General features: G+C 71.0%; 15 protein-coding genes and 1 pseudogene. 5 read left to right on the top strand and 11 right to left on the bottom strand.

Going from position 1 to position 19,408, the window contains the following annotated elements; all coding sequences use genetic code 11:
- Positions 1–72 precede the first annotated feature (72 nt).
- The 7 genes and pseudogenes from RF645_RS10555 to RF645_RS10585 form a co-directional block, all read right to left on the bottom strand.
- A complete protein-coding gene (locus RF645_RS10555; RefSeq protein WP_368819069.1) occupies positions 73–2,739 on the bottom strand; it encodes a hypothetical protein in 2,667 nt (888 codons plus the stop codon).
- Positions 2,736–3,749, bottom strand: coding sequence for a DUF1839 family protein (locus RF645_RS10560; protein ID WP_368819070.1), 1,014 nt, complete (start codon positions 3,747–3,749; stop codon positions 2,736–2,738). Before RF645_RS10560 ends, RF645_RS10555 begins: the two co-directional genes overlap by 4 nt.
- A complete protein-coding gene (locus RF645_RS10565) occupies positions 3,746–4,732 on the bottom strand; it encodes a hypothetical protein (RefSeq protein WP_200860729.1) in 987 nt (328 codons plus the stop codon). Before RF645_RS10565 ends, RF645_RS10560 begins: the two co-directional genes overlap by 4 nt.
- Positions 4,729–5,934: an acyl-CoA dehydrogenase family protein gene (locus tag RF645_RS10570; protein WP_368819071.1), complete on the bottom strand. Its 1,206-nt coding sequence runs from the start codon at positions 5,932–5,934 to the stop codon at positions 4,729–4,731. Before RF645_RS10570 ends, RF645_RS10565 begins: the two co-directional genes overlap by 4 nt.
- Positions 5,931–6,191, bottom strand: coding sequence for an acyl carrier protein (locus tag RF645_RS10575; protein WP_006214203.1), 261 nt, complete (start codon positions 6,189–6,191; stop codon positions 5,931–5,933). Before RF645_RS10575 ends, RF645_RS10570 begins: the two co-directional genes overlap by 4 nt.
- Before the next feature lie 426 nt (positions 6,192–6,617).
- Positions 6,618–6,938 (bottom strand): annotated as a pseudogene (locus tag RF645_RS10580) (4'-phosphopantetheinyl transferase superfamily protein); the annotation flags it as partial.
- A 31-nt stretch (positions 6,939–6,969) separates the two neighbouring features.
- On the bottom strand, positions 6,970–8,160 hold the full coding sequence (locus RF645_RS10585) for a glycosyltransferase family 4 protein (RefSeq protein WP_058871751.1): 1,191 nt from the start codon (positions 8,158–8,160) through the stop codon (positions 6,970–6,972).
- A 365-nt stretch (positions 8,161–8,525) separates the two neighbouring features.
- Here RF645_RS10585 and RF645_RS10590 point away from each other — a divergent pair, with 365 nt between their 5' ends.
- Both RF645_RS10590 and nhaA read left to right on the top strand, forming a co-directional pair.
- Positions 8,526–9,023 carry a DUF2505 domain-containing protein gene (locus RF645_RS10590; protein ID WP_006214201.1) on the top strand — a complete coding sequence of 166 codons (498 nt, stop codon included), beginning with the start codon at positions 8,526–8,528 and terminating at the stop codon, positions 9,021–9,023.
- A 192-nt stretch (positions 9,024–9,215) separates the two neighbouring features.
- Complete coding sequence (nhaA, locus tag RF645_RS10595; RefSeq protein ID WP_058871752.1) at positions 9,216–10,511, top strand: Na+/H+ antiporter NhaA; 1,296 nt, start codon at positions 9,216–9,218, stop codon at positions 10,509–10,511.
- A 101-nt stretch (positions 10,512–10,612) separates the two neighbouring features.
- Here nhaA and sufU read toward each other — a convergent pair whose 3' ends face one another.
- The 4 genes from sufU to RF645_RS10615 all read right to left on the bottom strand — a co-directional run bounded on the left by sufU (position 10,613) and on the right by RF645_RS10615 (position 13,961).
- Positions 10,613–11,116 (bottom strand): Fe-S cluster assembly sulfur transfer protein SufU, encoded by a 504-nt coding sequence (sufU, locus tag RF645_RS10600; RefSeq protein ID WP_006214199.1) that lies wholly within the window; start codon positions 11,114–11,116, stop codon positions 10,613–10,615.
- Positions 11,113–12,447 carry a SufS family cysteine desulfurase gene (locus RF645_RS10605; protein ID WP_006214198.1) on the bottom strand — a complete coding sequence of 445 codons (1,335 nt, stop codon included), beginning with the start codon at positions 12,445–12,447 and terminating at the stop codon, positions 11,113–11,115. Before RF645_RS10605 ends, sufU begins: the two co-directional genes overlap by 4 nt.
- 95 nt (positions 12,448–12,542) lie before the next feature.
- Positions 12,543–13,124 carry an aminoacyl-tRNA hydrolase gene (gene pth / locus RF645_RS10610; RefSeq protein WP_058871886.1) on the bottom strand — a complete coding sequence of 194 codons (582 nt, stop codon included), beginning with the start codon at positions 13,122–13,124 and terminating at the stop codon, positions 12,543–12,545.
- A gap of 171 nt (positions 13,125–13,295) precedes the next feature.
- Positions 13,296–13,961, bottom strand: a complete 666-nt coding sequence (locus RF645_RS10615) for a 50S ribosomal protein L25/general stress protein Ctc (protein WP_006214196.1) — start codon at positions 13,959–13,961, stop codon at positions 13,296–13,298.
- 621 nt (positions 13,962–14,582) lie between these two features.
- Between RF645_RS10615 and RF645_RS10620 the strand changes: the two genes are divergently transcribed.
- From RF645_RS10620 to RF645_RS10630, 3 genes are all read left to right on the top strand, one after another.
- The gene (locus tag RF645_RS10620) at positions 14,583–16,292 is read left to right on the top strand and encodes a sugar transferase (protein WP_058871753.1); all 1,710 of its coding nucleotides are present in this window, start codon (positions 14,583–14,585) and stop codon (positions 16,290–16,292) included.
- Between the two features lie 338 nt (positions 16,293–16,630).
- Entirely contained in the window at positions 16,631–18,295 is a 1,665-nt protein-coding gene (locus RF645_RS10625; RefSeq protein ID WP_058871754.1) for a GH25 family lysozyme, read from the top strand.
- Positions 18,296–18,551: 256 nt separating this feature from the next.
- Positions 18,552–19,408, top strand: an 857-nt coding sequence (locus tag RF645_RS10630) for a CAP domain-containing protein (RefSeq protein WP_368819073.1), incomplete at its 3' end; no start/stop codon positions are given.

Below are 19,408 nucleotides of genomic sequence, written 5' to 3' on the forward strand. Positions count from 1 at the left end.
GCGATCCCTCGCCCCACCCGACCCGCTCCCCCTTCCGGCCCCGGAAGAGGGGACAGCGGCTCCCCTGCCGCTTCAGCCGCCGGACGTCGTGCGACCAGACACGACGACGGGCGGCCAGGCGCTCGCCTCGACCAGCGCGACGTCCCGGTTCCCGTCTGGCTCCAGGTCGAAGCCCTCGTCCAGCGGGATGCGGCCTGCCCCGCAGGGCACGCGCACGGACGACGATGCGGCCGCCGAGCTCAGCCTCAGCTGCCCGCTCCGGGCACGATAGCCGGGCTCGCCGGCACGGCGCTCGTATGACGACTCATCGTCCTGTCTCCCGAGCGTCGGCTCCGTCCGCAGGTCGGCCAGAGCGTCGCGGCTCTCGCCCCCCAAGAGGCGGACAGTCTTGAGTGCGCTGTCCGGCCCGACCGGATCGGAATCCGGTCCGACCTGCAGATCCACCGCCAGCGCCTCCCACTGCCGGTCGCCGAATCCCCAGTTCCGATCGAGATCCAGGAAGCCGCCGAGCTCGTCCTCCACGACGAATGTGACGGACCCGGGGCCGTCGATCGACACGTCGCAGTGCGTCTCGTGGCTGAGCACGCCCTGTCGCGTCCAGACCCGCAGCCGCAGCCTTCCCCGCAGCCGCAGCGGGCGGTCGCACACCACGTGCGCGTGCAGTCCGGCCAGCCCCTCGTCGGTGAGCAGCACCGCGACCGGGGCGCAGGCGCGGCGCATGGCGTACCAGGTGGCCTTGGGCAGGCCCTCGGAGTCGAGCAGCCCCCAGCCGGCCCCCGGCACCAGGTCCCGGGCCGCGAGGATGATCACGCCGTCGCAGCGCGACCCCGGGCGGCGCAGATCGGCCAGGGTGCGCTCCACGGCCCGGGCCGATGCCGCGCGCTCCAGCCGCAGCTGCTCCTCGCGGACGAGCCCGTCCCAGTCCACGTCCCCGGGATGATCGGCCACCAATCCCGTGGCACCGCGGTCGGCCTCGATCCCCGGAGCGATCCAGCGCCGGGCGTAGTGCGCGGCGATGTCCTCGAAGTCCCATTCGGCCCCCGGATCCCGGGCCGCCGCCGCGGACCATGCCGCGCGGGCGGCCTCGTCATGATCGGCCGTCGCAGAGCCGAAGGCGGCCTCGATCGCTTCGGGGCGCGGCGGACACCCGAAGGCCAGGGCCTCGGCCGCGAAGCGCACGCCGCTGAGGCGGGCGTCCGTCAGCGGCCGGCGGTAGGCGCCCACGCCGAACCAGTGGGAGATCCCCTGATCGGGGCGGGTGGGCGGCTGCCCGCCGCACGGACTCGTGGGCACGTGCACGGCCTGCGGGACGAGCTCGGCGCTCAGGCGCGGGATCAGCTCGTCGATCGCGGTCATGGCCATCTCCTGCGGGCTGCGGCCCCACAGCACGGGCTGCTGCAGGACCTCGTTGCCGCCGGAGACCACCGCCAGGCACGGGTGCGCCCCCAGGCGCGGCAGCCAGGTCCGCAGCTCGGCCTCGAGCAGCCCCAGCCAGTCGGGATCCTCCGGTGGATCGAGGGTGGCCAGCATGGCGTCCTGCCAGACCATCAGGCCCAACCGGTCGCAGGCCTCGTAGAAGGCCGGGGACTCCCAGGCTCCGGTGCCGGAGATCCGCAGGATGTTGGCGCCGGCAGCGGCCATGGCTCGCACCGTGCGCTCGATCTTCTCCGCCGCTGCGCCCAGGCTCAGCGGGTCCACGGGCGCCCAGACGGCGCCGCGGACGAAGACCGGGCGGCCGTTGACGATCAGCCGGAAGCCGCCGTCGTCGGTCTGCGCCTCCAAGCGGCGGAATCCGACGCTGCGCCGGGCCAGCGGCTGCAGCTGTCCGGGACGGGATCCGGCGCGCACGGTCAGCTCGTGCAACGCGGGCTCGCCATGGGTCGCCGGCCACCACAGCGCAGGCTCACGCACCTCGAGTCGCACCCGGCTCTCACCCGCAGGGACCTCGACAGCCGTGACGGCGCCTGCGCAGGCGAGCTCCAGGTGCCCCCCGCGCTCGGCCATGCAGTCCACGAGCACCCGCGCGCTGCGAAGGTCCGCATCGAGCTCGGTGCGCACGCCCGTCAGCTCGATCCCGTGCTGCGGCACCGGCAGCAGGGAGACCTGCCCCCAGGGCCCGATGACGGGAGCGGTGCCGGCCCACGGGATCCGACCGATCAGCGGCGTCCGGCGCCAGCGCAGCGACTGATCCGCCACGAGGCTGGAGCGCCATCGTCCTCGAGGCCGGCGCGGCACGGGCAGCAGGGACAGGGCGCGGCACACGATCGCCAGCTCATGACGGCCCGGCGACGCCGTCAGGTGCACGACCAGGTCGTCCAGCCCGGTCGCCGATGTCGCGGCGCGCCGGCCGTCCCACCAGACCTCGGAGACGGTCGCCACCCCGCGCAGGCTCAGCTCCCACTGCCCCTGCGGCTCGCCGGAGGGCAGCTCGAGGTCGGCGCGCCACCACCAGTCCCGGTCATCCGGCTGCGCCACCGGCTCGCGCCCCGCATCGCGCAGGGCGGCGGCGAGCGTTCCCGGCACGGAGGCGGGCAGGCTCAGCTGCGACAGCTCTTCGAGCCGAGGCCTCAGGATCGAGACCCCGCCCGCGCGCAGCACCGGGGCCCCGGCCTGCTCCCAGGGACCCGTCCAGCCGATCGCCCCGGACTCCGTCCCGTGCAGTGTCCAGTTCAGCCTCCCCAGGGCGACGCCGCCCGAGCCTGTGCCGAGCGGGTCGTCCACGAGCGGGTCGGGACTCATGAGGCGGGCTCGGACCCGCCGCCGTCGGCGGCCCAGGAGGCCAGCGCCTCCGCCGCCTGCGCCCAGTGCTCGACCGCGGAGTCCATGGTGGCCGCCAGGGCCGAGGAGCCCCGCCCGCGGGCGAGCCGAGCCAGCTGGAACTGCATGCCCTTGGCCTCCTCCGAGACGGCGGTCCAGGCCTCGACGGCCGGTTCGAGCTCGGGCACCTCGGCATGCCGGCATGCGGCGGCCGCCAGCATGGAGACGACGCCGAGCTGCCGCGTGGTCTCGAAGCACAGCGCGTGGTAGCCCTCCATCCCGTTCTCCCCCAGCCAGGCGAAGCGCGAGCGGAGGATCTCCATGAGATCGGCGACCGGATTCATCTGCGGTGCCCGGGCGGAGTGCAGCCGCAGCAGGCGCCGGGTCTGCGCCGCGGCGTCGACGTCCTGCGGGTCGCGCAGCCCCTCCAAGGAGATCAGCTCGGTGTAGGGCGAGGGCACGATCCCCTGGCTGCGGCCCGCGCCCAGCACGTGGTCGAAGTCCGCGCCGTCGAGCCGGTGCAGCCCCTCGTTGTGCAGGTAGACGAGCTCACGGGTGTCGGGATCGGCATGCAGCACGACGATCGAGGTCTTGGTGTGCTCCTGCCCGTAGGACACGCCTCGGGTGTCCGGCAGCCAGAACGCATCGGCCTCGATCAGCATGGGGTTCCCGAGGCCCAGCTGCAGCATGACCTGCTCCTGCAGTCCCAGCCAGATGTCGTGCTCGCCCACCCGGATCCCGGTGACCTCCTCGAGGTCGCGGTGATCCACCTTCAGGAACTCGAACTGCGTCGCCTGAGCCGTGGTCGCGACAGCCGCTGCGAACAGCGGCTCCGGTGCATGCCCCAGACCGTGCAGCAGCTCGATCCACACGTCCAGGTAGCAGTTCGTGTTCGACCAGACGGACTCATCCCGGTGCAGCGGGTGCTGGATGAAGCCCTCAGGGCTCAGCGCTGCGACCCCGAGTCCGGCGGCGGAGGTCGTCGCGGTCATCCGGTCTCCCCCGTCGGCAGGCCGAGAAGGGCCCGCACCTGCTCGGGCCAGGCCATCAGCTCGGTGCCGTGGACCCGCGCCAGCGCCAGCGCCACGCGCTCCAGGCCGAAGCCGAAGCACGCGGAGTGCGCCATCGAGCCATCGGCGCTATGCAGGTCGAACTCGGCGCCGAAATGGTCCTCGTGGTAGTTGCCGGAGGCGATCGCCGTGCGATGGGTGCCGTAGACCGGCGCCGTGATCTCGAACTTCAGCTCGGCCTGCAGCTGCCCCTTGGCCAGCATCACGCCGGCACGGCCGAAGAACGGGTCGTTGGCGCTCTCGATCTCGACATCCAGCCCCAGATCGCGCAACAGCCCCGAGCCGAGCTCGAGCATGGCCTGACGGTGGGCCAGTGCCTGCTCGGGCGTGCCCACGAGCACGAACTCGAGCATGCGGAAGGAGACGAAGCGCATGGGGTCCGGCGACGGCTCGTTGCGGAAGCAGTCGCCGATCAGCGAGTACACCGTGCCATCGACCTCGCCCCGGGCGGAGCCCAGCTGCAGGGCGCCGTAGAGCGGGTGGCAGGCTGCCGGCACCAGCGCATAGCCGCTGGTCGACATGTGCCCGTCCCACGGCTGGCCTGCCTCTCGGTCGGCCAGCAGCCGCCGATGAGCCTTCGTGTCGCCCTCGAAGGTGTCGATCGTTCCCAGCAGCTGCGGGAAGCTGGCCACGTAGTCCGTGCGCTCGAGCAGGCTGCGGGCATTGACCGGCGGGAAGCGGACGGCTTCGAGCCGACCGGGGCGGGGCAGGTCCACGGCTCGCTCGCGCGCGGCCAGGATCAGGCCCTGCACGACGGCCTCCATCACCGCCCCGGTGCCCGTGATCCCCTGTCCCAGCGTGGGCAGCAGCCACCCGGCCTGGAGCAGCTCGGCCTCGAAGCGCTGCTCCTGGGACATCTCCTCCGCGGGAGTCTGCGGCATCCCGACCTGCGCCCCGCCGCTCATGCCCGCCCCTTGGAGACGGTCAGCAGCGAGGCGCTGCTGTTCAGGATGCGGTCGTTGTTGACCTGCAGCGACGGCCCCATGGCATCGCGCAGCGAGCGAGCGAGCGAGAACGGGCCGGTGTTCGAGTACGAGGCGATGCCCACGATGACCATGGCCTCGGAGACGATCGCGCGCACGGACTCGGAGGTCGAGACCTTGAGCGTGTTCATGGCGATCGCGAAGTGCATGGACGTGGCCAGCTCGGGATCATGGGCGGCCTTTTCGAAGCGGGCGATCGAGCTGCGCACGGTGTCGATCATCGACTGGATCCGCACCTCGAGCTCGGCCAGTCGCAGGGCTCCCGGAGGCGTGGTCCCGGGGTTCGAGCGGGCCTTCTTCTGGATGAAGCGCCGAGCCACGGCACCGGCTCCGGTGGCCAGGCCCAGCCAGGACGACGCCCACAGCGTGTGCGATGCCGGGAGCATGGTCTGTGCGGAGATGGTCGCGAAGTCGACCGGCAGCACCATGTCTGCCGACACGGTGCCCTCCAGCTCGAAGCCCTCGGACATGGTGCCGCGCAGGCCCAGGGCATCCCACTCGCTGGTGCGCTCCAGGCTCAGGTGCTCGCGCGGCACGACCACCAGTGACTGCTCGGAGGCCGGTGCCTCCGGATCACGGCGCGCCGTCACCAGGATCGCGTCGGCGAAGCGCCCGTAGGAGATCACGGGAGCCGACTTGGCCACGGTGGCGCTGCCGTCGTCGTGGGCGACGACCGCGCACGACGACGTGCGCGTGTCGCCGCCGATGTTCTTCTCGGTCGTCGAGGAGGCCAGCAGCAGCTGCTCCGCCGCCACCCGGCAGGTGAAGCGCGACAGGGCCGTGTCCTCCTCGAGGTCCACGTGGCGGGTCAGGCACAGCTCCTGGCTGAAGTGCATGGCGATCACCGCGGCCGAGGAGGCGCACACGGCACCCAGGGCCTCCACCAGCCGGCAGATCTCCGTGATCGAACGGCCCAGGCCGCCGTGCACGGCCGGCACGTGAGCGCCCAGGATCAGCTGCTCGCGCGCGGCGTCCAGCATCTCCTGGGGAAATCGACCCTGGGCGTCGACGTCGGCTGCCGCAGCCGCTGCGGCCGCGACCACGGCGTCGATCCGCTCGGACCAGTCCCTGCGCTCCATGTCCTCGCCGGAGCCGCTGCGGTTCTCGCGCGTCGGGGCGCTCACTGCTGCTCCTCGAGAGTGCGCACGGCGGCGGCGATGGATTCGAGGCTCTCGAAGGTCTCCTTGGTCAGCATCTGCTCCGGGAACTCGAGGTCGAAGGCGTCCTCCACCCCGAGCATCACGTTGACGGAGGCGTGCGAGGTCATCCCCGCCGCGTAGAGGCTGTCGGATTCGGCCAGCGAGCCGGCGTCCCGGGCCAGATGCGCATGCTGCGCGACGACCTGACGGACCTCGGCGATGATCTCTTCGGTGCTGCTCATTCTGCTTCTCCCCGATTCTTCCGGGGGACCTGAGGGGTCCCCCTGTTGTGCGGGAGCGGCTGCGACTGCTGCCCGCAGCCCCTCCGCCGGCAGAACATCGCCGTGCGGATTCCCCGTTCCCCTGTGCTGAGCCCCGGCCGGCATGCCGCGGACCGCTGAGCGGCACTTCGCGGCATCCCCCGGCCTCCGGGACGCATCCAGCGTCCCCGGAGCCGTCCCCGCCTCGATCCTCCCCCCAGGTGACCGTCCCGACAGCGCGACGGCTCTCGCCGTCGCGGACAGGACCACCGTCTCCCCCGTCTGCGCAGTGCGCGCAGCGGGCACGGTGGTCGAGGCCACTGCCAGGAAGCTGCGGATCCCCCGTCGCCGCGCCAGGAGCGCGGCCGATCCATGCAGCTGCACCCGATGAGCGGTCTGCTCCTCGGATCCGGTCCCCTCGGCGGAGGATCGCCGTCGGATCGGTGCACATCGTATGTCAGTCCATGAAATCGGATCTGAGGCGCTGAGGTCCAGACATTTCATGACAGTTTCCTTGAGCGCCACCAAAAGGGCCACACGCGCCGTGAGCTCCGGATCGGGTGCGGCCCCCTCCGCCGGCGCATCCAGGCCGACCCTCTCCTGGGGGTGGAGCACACGACGGAGGTAGGCCGGGCCGAAAGATCCGATCGCCTCCGCCACCGGCCCGTGGGCCTGGATGTCGCAGCCCACCGCGACGACGCGGCGGGAGGCCTGCGGCGCAGCGGACATGGCGAGCTCCTTCGATCAGCCCAGCCGCGGATCAGCGGCTCGGACCGGCATATCCTGCCAGCTCCGCGGAGCTCTTGGTCTCGCGCGTCACCCCGTCGACGATCTGCGTCGCGCTCTGCCGCCCCGGAGCGCCGCGTCCGCCCACGCCCCACGGCCGGACCTCGAGCCCGTAGGCCTGGGCGAGCCTGTCGTGCTGGACACCTGCGCAGTTCTCGCGCAGTGCCCGGTCCTGCTGAGAGACCATCTGCTCGCGAGTGGCGTGCTCAGCGATCCGCTCCCAGCGCTCGGCGAGATCCGAGGGCCGATCGAGCACGACGGGCAGCGACACCTCGTGGAAGGCCTGGATCGAGCGCACGGCGATGGGCCGCCCCAGTTGTGCGGCCTCGAGGACCGTGATCGGGAAGCCCTCCCAGGCCGCCGTGTGCAGGTACAGATCGGCCTCCGCGAGGTGGCGCTCGACCTGTGCAGGAGGGATCCACCCCGTGACCTCGATGCCGGCGGACTCCAGATCCGCCTGCATGGTCTCGTCGCCGCCGCCGACCCACAGCGCGCGCACGGGGTGGCCCTCTGCGCGCACCGCGCGGACCGCAGCGCGGAACCACGCGGGGTCCTTCTGCGCGGTCAGGCGACCCGAGCCCACGATCAGGAGGCCTCGAGGATCCGAGGGCTGCTGCACCAGAGTGGGGGTCGAGTCCGCCTCGAGCTCGGCGATGTTGGGGACGTGGACCAGCTCGACGTCCGAACGCCAGGCGCGCGCCGGCGCCAGCTCGGCGCGCGAGCAGCCGGCCAGGACGTCCGTGCGGTGCAGCAGGACGCGCTCGACGCCGCGGAATGCCGCGCGCTCGAGCCGCGACTTGTCCTCGCGGGCGAACGCCCACGCGTGCGGGGTGTAGACCGAGCGGAAGCCGTCGAGCCCGATGCCGGCGACGCGGGCCCACACTCCGGCGTAGCTGGAGTGCGAGTGCACGACGGCCGGATGCAGCTCGCGGATGGTCTCGCGGACGGTGCGCACCGCACCCAGCTGACCGCCGGTGATGGCGGTGACGGAGGCGAAGTCCTGGCGCCACTGCGCTCCGAGAGCTTCGGCCTCCGGGCGCAGCCGGCACACGATGTGGTGACGAGCCTCGGGCAGATCCCGGACGTAGTCGCGCACGGCTGCGGCCACGCCTCCGCCGAATGCCTCGACGACGTGCAGGACGTCGATGGCAGGGCTGTGCTCCATGCGGTTCCCCCTAGCGGCCGGGCGGATCGACCCGGCTCAGAACAGCGCCGCGGATCGAGCCCCTCGATCGCTGCGACGCCGGATGAAGATGTTCGAGGCCCGCTCCCCCGAGCGACGACCCCGGCGAGCGACTCTACGCGTCGAGCGGCTCGGACTCGGCGTTCGGGACGTCCACTTGACCCCACAGATGCGCACGGACGTCCCCTCACCTGTCGATCTCCGGCTCGCGTCGAGGGCCGTCCCAGGTCTCGCCGTAGAATGGCCGATGAATGACAGTGCGCGATCGGCCCCACCGCATTTTCGGCCAGGCGCGGTCGCCGCGTGCTCGACCAAGCTCCCGTCGTCGTCCCAGCAGGAGGAGTCCCATGGCCGTCAACGCCAGCCAGACCATCAATGCCCCCGTCGAGAAGGTCATCGAGACCTTCACCGATGAGGCCTTCAACCGCCATGTCGCCGAGCGCGGCGGCGCGACCCTGGTGTCCCAGAACGTCGAGGGCGACACCTCGGGTCCGTTCAAGGTCACGATCGTGCGCAGCATGGGCGCGGAGAAGCTGCCGGACATCGCGAAGAAGTTCGTCAAGGGCGGACTCACCGTGACCCAGGTCGATACCTGGTCCGGTCCTCGCGACAACGGCTCCCGCGACATCCAGACCGAGGTCTCCGTGGGCGGCATGCCCGTCTCCGGCTCCGGCACGCAGACCCTGACCGCCAAGGGCGAGACCACCGACGTCGCCGTGGACGTCACCGTCAAGGCCAACATCCCGCTGGTCGGCGGCAAGGTCGCCTCGGCCGCCGAGCCCTATGTGGGCAAGGCCCTGAGCCTGCAGTCCCGAGAGGCCGACGCCTGGATCGCCTCGCACTGACCCGCCCGGCGGCTGTCCTGGCCGCACCGGCTGCGCGCCCCGGAACCCCGCCACGCAGCAGGGTCCCGGGGCGTCGTCATCTCCGGCGCCATCGGCACTTCGACGCGACGCAGGCCACTGCGGTCGTAGACTGGCCCGATCCGTGGCCGGTGCCCAGCACGGGTCGATGCCATGCCGCACGGAAGGTCCCCGATGTCCCAAGCCCAGTCAGCCAGCAGATCGCCTCTGCTCCGTCTCGGAGATGCCCTGCGCCAGGACCTGGTGGGCGGCGTGCTGCTGCTCGTGGCGCTGGTGGCCGCCCTGGTGCTGGCCAACACGCCGGCCGAGTCCTTCTACTTCGGACTGCGCGATGCCGAGGTGGGCATCCACTCCGTCCCCGGGCTGACCCACACCGTCGGCGAATGGGCCGCCGACGGGCTCCTGGCGATCTTCTTCTTCCTGACCGGCCTGGAGCTCAAGGCCTCCTTCGTGGACGGCGAGCTGCGCAATCCGGCCAAGGCCGCCGTGCCGATCGTGGCGGCTTTCGGCGGCGCCGCCGTGCCGGCGATCATCTACGCGGTGCTCAACCTGACCGCGGGCTCGGATCCTTCGACCATCCAGGGCTGGGCCATCCCCACCGCCACGGACATCGCCTTCGCGGTCTCGGTGCTGGCGGTCGTGGGCTCCGCCCTCCCGGTGGCCATGCGCACCTTCCTTCTGACGCTGGCCGTGGTCGATGACCTCATCGCGATCGTCATCATCGCCATCTTCTACAGCCACGGCTTCAGCTTCCTGCCCCTGCTGGCCTCGTTCGCCGTGCTGGCCGTGTACTGGGTGCTGACCCACCGCTTCGCCTCGTTCTTCATGGCGCGGGCCTGGGCCGCCTGGGTCATCCTGCTGCCCCTGGGCTTCGTGGTCTGGATCCTCATGTACAACAGCGGCATCCACGCCACGATCGCCGGCGTGCTGCTCGGCTTCGCGACGCCTGTGCTGAAGACCCGTCCGCACGTGATCAACGACGAGGACCCCGCCCAGGGCCTGGCCCCGACCCTCGAGCACCGCTTCCGCCCGCTGTCCAACGGACTGGCCGTTCCGATCTTCGCCTTCTTCTCCGCCGGTGTGGCCGTCGGAGGCGTCGAGGGCATCCGCTCGGCGGCCACCGACACCGTGGCCGTCGGCATCGTGCTGGGACTGGTCTTCGGCAAGATGATCGGCGTCTTCAGCTCCGCTTGGCTGATGGACCGGTTCACCCCTGCCAGCAAGGACCGCGACTACCAGTGGATCGACATGGCGGGCCTGGCCATGGTGGCCGGCATCGGCTTCACGGTCTCGCTGCTGGTCGCCGAGCTGTCCTTCGGCATCGGCTCCCCGCACAACGACTATGCGAAGGTCGGCATCCTCTTCGGCTCCACGATCGCCGCGCTTGCAGGCGGCGGCCTGCTCGTGGCTCGCAACCGCCACTACAAGAAGCTGCGCGACGAGGGCGCCGAGGTGGACACCATGGGCTGATCGGCGCGCTCGGTTCCGCGCACCGACGACGACGGCGCTGCACCTTCTCCAGATGGAAGGTGCAGCGCCGTCGTCGTGAGAGACGAGCGCGGACCCGGCGATCAGCCCTGCTGCCCGGCCTGAGCCCGCTCGATCGCCTTCTCGGCCGCGACCCAGCCCAGCGCCGCGCACTTCACCCGGGCGACGAAGCGCGAGACGCCGGCGAAGGCCGCGGCATCGCCCAGCAGCTCGACATCCGGCTCGATGCGACCGCGCGAGTGCAGCATCTCTCGGAAGGCGTCCAGCTGCTCACGCAGCTGCTCCAGGGACGAGCCGGGCGCCATCTCCGAGAGCACGGAGGCCGCGGCCATGGAGATCGAGCAGCCATCGCCCTCCCAGGTCACGGACTCGACGGTCTCACCGCGCAGGCCCACCCGCAGCCGGATCTCATCGCCGCAGGTGGGGTTGTACTCGTGGTCCGCCCCGGCGGCGCTCTCCTGCCCCACCGGCTCCGTGACGGCGTCCTTGCCGGGCAGCTCCCGGATCTCGGCCGCCAGGCCCTCGCCGACGCGGCGCTTGGAGTGGTCCAGGATCACCTCCTGGTACATCTGATCGAGCTCGCTCATGCTCTCTCCTTCCCGCTGCTGGCGGCGCTGGTGTCCTCGTCGACCCGGAAGTAGGCTCGCACCTTCCCCAGCTCCTCCAGGAACCGGTCGATGTCCTCCGTGGTGCTGTGCACGTAGGCACTGGCCCGTGTGGTCGCCGCGGTGCCGAGCCGCCGGTGCAGCGGTTGGGCGCAGTGGTGCCCCACGCGCACGGCCACCCCTGCGACGTCGAGCAGCTGGCCGACGTCGTGGGAGTGCACGCCGTCCACCACCACGGAGGCCAGGCCCACGCGGGGCTCCCCGGCTGGCGGGCCCACGAGCCGGATTCCGGGCAGCTGCTCGATGCCGGCGGCCAGGCGCTGGCCGAGCTCGGCCTCGCGGGCCTCGATCCGGGACATGCCGATGCCCTCGAGGAAGCGCACGGCCTCCGCCAGGGCGACCGCCTGGGAGATGCGCTGGGTGCCGGCCTCGAACCGGGTGGGGGCCGGCATGTACTCGCTGGACTCCATGGTGACCCGCGTGATCATGGACCCGCCGGTCAGGAAGGTGGGCAGCGCCTCGAGCAGCTCGCGGCGGCCCCAGAGCGCGCCGATGCCCGTGGGCCCGAGCATCTTGTGCCCGGAGAACACGGCGAAGTCGACGTCGAGGGCATGGAAGTCCACCGGGAGGTGCGGCACCGACTGGCAGGCGTCGAGCACCACGAGCGCTCCCACCCGGCGGGCCGCCGCGACCAGCGCGGAGACGTCGTGGACGGCGCCGGTGACGTTGGAGACGTGGGCGAAGGCCAGCACCCTGGTCCGCTCGGTCACGACCTCCTCGAGGGACTCGAGATCGAGCAGCCCCCGGTCATCGACCGGGATCCAGCGCAGCGAGGCTCCGGTGCGAGCGCACAGCTCCTGCCACGGCACCAGGTTGGCGTGGTGCTCGGCCTCGGTGATCACGATCTCGTCGCCGGGCCCCAGACGGAAGCGCTGCGAGGCCTCGGTGGCACCGTTGGAGCCTGCGGTCGCGTTCGAGAAGGCGTAGGTGAGCAGGTTCAGGCCCTCGGTGGCGTTCGAGGTCCACACGATCTCCTCCTCCTGCGCGCCGACGAAGCCGGCGACCGTGCGGCGAGCGTCCTCGAAGGCGTCCGTGGCCTCGACGGCCAGGGTGTGCGCGCCGCGGTGCACGGCGGCGTAGGACGTCTCCAGGAAGGAGCGCTCGGCATCCAGCACGCTGACGGGGCGCTGGGAGGTGGCCCCGGAGTCCAGGTAGACCAGCCTGCGGCCGTCGAGCTCGCGCTGCAGGATCGGGAAGTCGGCGGCCAGGCGCCGAGCCTCGGCGTCGTCGAGGGGTCCGTTCGGGGTGTCCATGTCGAAATGCCTCCATCGCGTCGGGCCCGTCCGGCGCACGAGGCGCGGGACGGCATATCCACGGTAGTCCAGGGCTCCGACGGCCCAGCGGAGCCTCAGGAGCTGTGGAAGGCGTTCTGGGCGGCGGTGAGGCCGTCGTCGATGATCCGCTCGACGGCATCGGCCGCCCGGTCCAGGTGCAGCGGCAGGTCCTTGGCCTCGGCCGAGCCGAACGGGCGCAGCACGTAGTCCGCGGTGTCCATGCGCCCCGGAGGACGCCCCACGCCCACACGCACTCGGAGGTAGTCCTTGGTGCCCGCGGCCTTGGAGATGTCGCGCAGCCCGTTGTGCCCGCCCTCGCCGCCGCCGCGCTTGAGGCGCAGGGTATCGAAGGGGATGTCGAGCTCGTCGTGGACCACGATCAGCTGCCCGGCGGTGGCGTCGTAGTACTTCAGCAGCGCGCTCACCGGCCCGCCCGACGTGTTCATGTACGTCAGCGGCTTGGCCAGCACCAGGCGCGGGCCGCCCGGGCGCAGGCGGGTCTCGATGACCTGGGCCCGCGACCTGTGCGCCGAGAAGCTGCCTCCGGTGCGGCCGGCGAGCTCGTCCAGCACCATCTGGCCCACGTTGTGGCGGGTGGCCGCGTACTGGGGACCGGGATTGCCCAGTCCCACCACGATCCAGCGATCGGTCGTCATGCGGGGCTGCTCCTCGAAGTGCTCGTCTTCGTCATCGTGTCCGTGGCGCACACCGTGCGCTCGGTCCATCCTGCCCGCTCGCGCGCCAGGACGACGATGGCACCCCGTCGCGCGGACGGGGTGCCATCGGGATCCGGCGCGCCGTCGGCCGGAGCCGGGCGCACAGGGGGATCACTCGGAGTCGGAGGACTCCTCGTCGGAAGCCTCGCCGCCCTCGGACTCGCCCGACTCCTCGCCGGACTCGCCCTCGGCGCCCTCGGTCTCCTCGTCCTCCGGCTCCTCGCCGAGATCCTGCTCGATGGGCTCGGAGACGTTGATGACCATGGTCTCGGGGTCGGTGAGGACCTCGACGCCCGACGGCACCACGATGTCCGACACGAGCGCGTGCTCGCCCGGCGTGCGGCCCTCGATGTCGAGCTCGACCTGCTCCGGGACGTTCAGGGCGTCGGCCATGACGGTGATAGTGGTCTCCTCCTGCGTGTAGATCGCGGAGGGGTCGACCTCGCCGGTGACGTTGATCGGCAGGTCGACCTCGACCTTCTGGCCGCGCTTCACCGTCAGCAGATCGATGTGGTAGATCTCCGGGCGGATCGGGTGGCGCTGGACGTCCTTGAGCATGGCCAGGTGCTTCTGGCCGTCATCGGCCAGGACCTCGATCACGGCGTTGGCATTGCGGGAGATCAGCATCATGTCGTGGCCCGGCAGGGACACGTGGATGGGATCGTGACCGGCGCCGTAGATGACGGCGGGGATCTTGTCGGCCTGGCGGATGCGGCGGGCGTAGCCCTTGCCGAAGTCGGTGCGGACCTCGCCGGGGACCTTGGTGGTATCAGCCATGGTGGCTCCTCCTGATGCAACGGGTTCTCGTGGTGGTTCATCGGTGCCGATCGGCGAGCGACCGGGACCTTCAGCCTCCACGGCTTTCCGGACACGAATGCGAGGCATCCGATCGGATCATCCCGCGCGCTGGATCCGCGAGCCTCGAGCTCCGGATGCGCTGGAAGAGCAGGTACCAGCCTCGTCGATCACGGGAGTCCGCGGGATCTCACCCGCGCGCTCCCCTCGCCTCGGCAGCCCGCACAGCATACCAGCCTGCGCTCACGACCTCGGAATGCGGACATCGCCCCATGTCACACGGTTCGAGCTGCCCCCGGCTCGCTCGAGGCCCCGACCAAGAGACCACAGCAGAGAACACCCATATCGGGCTCCGGACTCGTAGGATGGGCCTGTGGGATGCTCGCGCACCCGCTCGAGATCAGCCGTGGGGACGGCGGATTCCGAGCAGGTCGCGGGCGCTGACCCGCATCAGCATCGCAGGAAAGCATCGGGACGCCCCTAGCAGCGCGTGGCCCTTCGACGGCGCCGTCATCGCACGACGCACCCGCGGCAGTGCCGCGGCGACGATCAGGGACCAGGCGCGATCGCCTCGGTGCATTCCACCAGGGGGAGGAATCATCCATGAGCAGGTCGCTCGGCACATCGCCGCAGACCGATCGACGCACGACCGCCCGGGAGTACCGCTCGCAGCGCCGCGCGCACCCGTCGCAGGGCGCGGGCTCAGGCCCCGCGGCCACCACGGAGCACAAGGGGTCTGCGCGCCACGACCCTGCCCCTCTGCCCCGCCGGCCCGACGGCAGCGGCGGGGAGCCGACCACCGGCCCCATCCGCATCATCCCCACCCCGGATGCCCCGTCCCGCCCGCTGCCGACCGCCACGGAGCAGCAGTGGCGCACCGGATACGTCACCCGCATGCGGATCGTGGACGCCCTGGCCATCGTGGTCACGCTCGTGCTGGCACAGGTGGCCCGCTTCAGCCTCCCCGATGCCCAGGCCGAGCTGATCATCGGCCGGTTCGGCATCCACTACCTCGTGGTGGGCCTGATCATCGGCCTGCTGTGGTGGTGCGCGCTGGATCTGCGCGGTACCCGAGCCGTGCGCCTGATCGGCAGCGGCATGGAGGAGGCCCGGCAGGTCCTCACCGCGACCCTGATGGTCTTCAGCGCCGTGGCGATCGTCTCCTACGCCCTGGCGCTGCCCGTGGCGCGCGGCTACGTGCTCGTGGCTCTGCCGGCCGGTGCGGCGCTGCTGATCCTGGGCCGCGTGATGCTGCGCTCCCAGCTGATCCGCCGCCGTCGCGCGGGCGAGGCCATGGCGCCCACCATGATCGTGGGCCGTCGTCGCGGCGCCCTCGAGACTGCCGAGTCGCTGCGCGCGCACGTCGAGTCCGGGCTGGACCCGGTGGCGGTCTACGCCCCCACCACGCGCAAGCAGATGCCCTCGAATCTCGAGGAGATCGAGATCCCCAATGCCCTGGCCCCCGACCAGACCCCCTCGGTCTCCGGAATCCTGGAGGCCGTGCGCCGCCACCGCATCCAGACGCTGGTGCTGACCAACAGCTCGCCGCTGACCTCGGCCGAGATCCGCCACCTCTCCTGGTACCTCGCCGATGCCCACGTGCGACTCGTGCTCAACACCGGGCTCACGGACATCGCAGGGCCCCGCATCCACACGCAGCAGGTCGCCGGTCTGCCCCTGATCCACGTGGCCACCCCGCGCATGACCCGCTCGCGACGGATCCTCAAGCGCCTGGTCGACATCGTGGGCGCGCTGGGAGCGCTGATCGCGTTCTCGCCGATCATGCTGGTCGTGGCTCTGGCGGTGAAGGCCCACGACCGCGGCCCCGTCCTGTTCCGCCAGCAGCGCGTGGGCCTGGACGGGACGCACTTCAAGATGCTCAAGTTCCGGTCCATGTACACGGATGCCGAGGAGCGCAAGGCGGCCCTGCTGGCGGAGAACGAATCCGGCGGCGACGTCCTGTTCAAGATGAAGGACGATCCCCGCGTGACCGGCCCCGGCAAGGTGCTGCGCCGCTACAGCCTCGACGAGCTGCCCCAGTTCCTCAACGTCCTGCGCGGAGACATGTCGCTCGTGGGGCCCCGTCCCCCGCTGGACTCCGAGGTCAGCAAGTACGACTCGTACGTGCACCGCCGCCTGCGGGTCAAGCCCGGCATCACGGGCCTGTGGCAGGTCTCGGGACGCTCGGACCTCGACTGGGAGCAGGCAGTGCGCCTGGACCTCTACTACGTCGAGAACTGGTCGGTGCTCGAGGACCTGCTGATCCTCCTGCGCACCGTGAAGGCCGTCTTCGCCCACGAAGGCGCCTACTGAGTCTCAGCCCAGCGCGGACGCTGTGAGCTCGGCGGCACTGGCCGCCGGCTCCCATCCCGCTCCGGCGACCTCCTCGAGGCCGCGCCACCGGTACCGGCGGCGCGGCCTCGAGGCGTCTGCCGCGGCATCGCGCGGCTGTCCCCCAACCTGTTATTGATCTGTTCGTGATCTGCGCAGATGCGTGCGATCAGTAGCGATACACTTCTGTATCGTGATTCTTCAGAATTTGCTGATAACGACCTGATAAATAACCCGAGACTCGCTTATGCTTTGGGGCGTCCGCGCGCCCGGGTGCGTCGCGGATGCTGACCCCCCCCCCCCGAACAGATAGGCCCCGCGTGTCTCCCTCCCCCCGCCACACCGCGACCTGCTCCGTGCTGTCCCTGACGGCTCTGACCATCACCTCCCTTCTCACCGCCGTCCCGTCCCACGCCGAGGAGTCCCCCGCCACCGGCACCACCGATGCGGGCGCCCCGGCGGGCGAGCTGCCCCTGGTCGACGGCGAGGTCGTCTCCTACGACGACGAGGCCGTGGCCTCCTACGACGACCCCGAGCTGCCGCAGTCCGCTCCGAGCACCGGCGATGACACTCCCGGTGCCGCCATGGGCCAGTACCAGAAGACGGTCGAGGAGGCCAAGCACCTCTCGGAGGACTCCGAGGAGACCATGGAGCAGATCGAGGGCGGGGACCTTCCCGATCCCGAGGACACCGCCTCCGCGTCGTCCACCTCGGGTCCCATCGGCGCCATGTCGCTGAGCGTGCTCGGCAGCGCCTGGCAGCCCTCCGGCATCCAGGGCATGGATGTCTCGGGATGGCAGCCGTCGGTGAACTGGACGCGGGAGTACTCCATGGGCGCCCGCTTCGCCTATGTCAAGGCGACCGAGGGCACCACCTACACCTCGTCCGCCTTCGACAGCCAGTACATCGGCTCCTATCAGGCCGGGATGACCCGCGGCGCCTACCACTTCGCCGTGCCGACCCGCACCTCCACCGGTGCTGCGCAGGCGGACTACTTCGTGGACAACGGCGGCGGCTGGTCCACCGACGGCCGCACGCTGCCCGGCCTGCTGGACATCGAGTACAACCCGTACCCGGCCTACGGCAACATCTGCTTCAATCTCTCCCAGTCGGAGATGGTCAACTGGATCGAGAGCTTCTCGAACCGCTACGAGAAGCGCACGGGCCGTCTGCCCGCGATCTACTCGACGACCGACTGGTGGGCCACCTGCACCGGCAACACTGCTCGGTTCAACGACCACCCGCTGATGATCGCGCGCTGGACCGGCTCCCCCGGAGTCATGCCCAACGGCTGGAGCACCTACGACATCTGGCAGTACTCCGAGACCGGCCCGTTCTCCGGCGACTCGAACGTGTTCGGCGGCAGCGCCGCCAAGCTGCGCGACCTGGCCATCAACCCGAACTACCGCCCGATCGGCGGCAAGGCTCCGACGACCGCGCCCACGACCGCCGGCCCGTTCCGCGATGTCTCCGCCAGCAATCAGTTCGCCACCGAGATCACCTGGGCCAAGAACAAGAAGTACCTCAACGGCTGGTCCGACGGCACCTACCGCCCCACCGAGAACATCGACCGCAACGCCATGGCCGCCGTGGCCTACCGCATGGCAGGCTCCCCCGCCTACACCCCGCCGCGCGTCTCCCCCTACAAGGACCTGACCCCGCAGTCGGCCTTCTACAAGGAGATCACCTGGGCCCGCTCCGAAGGCCTGCTCACCGGCTGGTCCGACGGCACCTTCCGCCCCCTGAACGACATCGACCGCAACGCCACCGCAGCGCTGCTCTACCGCATGTCGGGATCGCCGGCCTACACCGCACCGAAGACCTCCTCGTTCAAGGACGTGCGCCCCGGCTCGGCCTTCTACAAGGAGATCCACTGGATGAGCGCCCAGGGCATCACGACCGGCTGGAACGACGGCACCTTCCGACCCCTGGACCAGACCCACCGCGACGCCATGGCCGCCTTCCTCTACCGCTTTGCCAACTGACCCCTGACGGTGCCCGCCCGCCCGGCGCTCGGGCGCCGTCAGGACCCGCTGACCATCGCGGCTGCGGCAGGACCCCCTGCCGCAGCCGCTCCCGCCCGGCTCGCAGCCGTCACCCGCGCGACTGCGAGCCCCGACGCTCTGCCCCGAGGCTTCTTCCCCGTCACGGACGCAGCACCACCCGGACGCGCTCCCGCGTCCGGAACCAGATGCAACCGCTCAGACGGCACATCGTCCGTGCCAGCAAGGGAAGTGACCCATGACCCGTTCCGTTCGCCATCGACTCGCCGGCGCAGCGCTGGCCGCCGCGGCCCTCACGGCCCTGCCAGTGATGCTCGGGCCCGCACCCGCCCAGGCCGCCTCCCAGGACATCGTCAGCGTGGCCTCGTCCCAGAAGGACGGCTACCGGCAGCAGATCCTCAGCGAGATCAATGCCTACCGGACGGCTCGCGGCCTCAAGCCCGTGCGCTACTCCTCCACGATCACCGGCATCGCCCAGGACGAGTCCGATCGAGTGGTGCGTGCCGAGTACGTCAGCCACTCCCTGAACTTCGTCTCCGATCCCCGACGCGGCGCCGGCGTGGACGCCATGAATGAGATCACGGCCCTCGAGTACTCGATCAACCCCAAGGCCCTTGTCACCTGGTGGAAGAACTCCCCTGATCACAACAAGGTGCTGCTCTCCCCCAAGATCGACGTGATCGGCATCGGCGTCACGATCGCCGACGGGAATCTTGCTCGCACCGGGCAGCCCTGGCGGATCGTCTCGGTCGTCGACGGCTACGGCTATGCCTCGGGCTACGGCCCCTCCGACGCCCGCTCGTCGGTCACCTCATCCACGACGGCCAAGCCCACCACCAGCTCCGCCGTGAAGCCCCAGGCGACCCGCAAGACCGTCCCTGCCGGGCCCTTCGCCGATGTGCCGGGCGACCATTCTTTCGCCTCCGAGATCAGCTGGGCCAAGTCGAAGGGCCTGCTCACCGGCTGGTCCGACGGCACCTTCCGCCCGACCCAGAACATCAACCGCGACGCCATGGCCGCGGTCGCCTACCGCATGGCCGGCTCGCCCGCCTACACTCCGCCCAAGGTCTCCCCCTATAAGGATGTGTCCCCGTC

The organism is Kocuria sp. CPCC 205260 (genome assembly GCF_040981045.1).
In the GTDB taxonomy this organism is placed as follows: Bacteria; Actinomycetota; Actinomycetes; order Actinomycetales; family Micrococcaceae; genus Kocuria; species Kocuria palustris.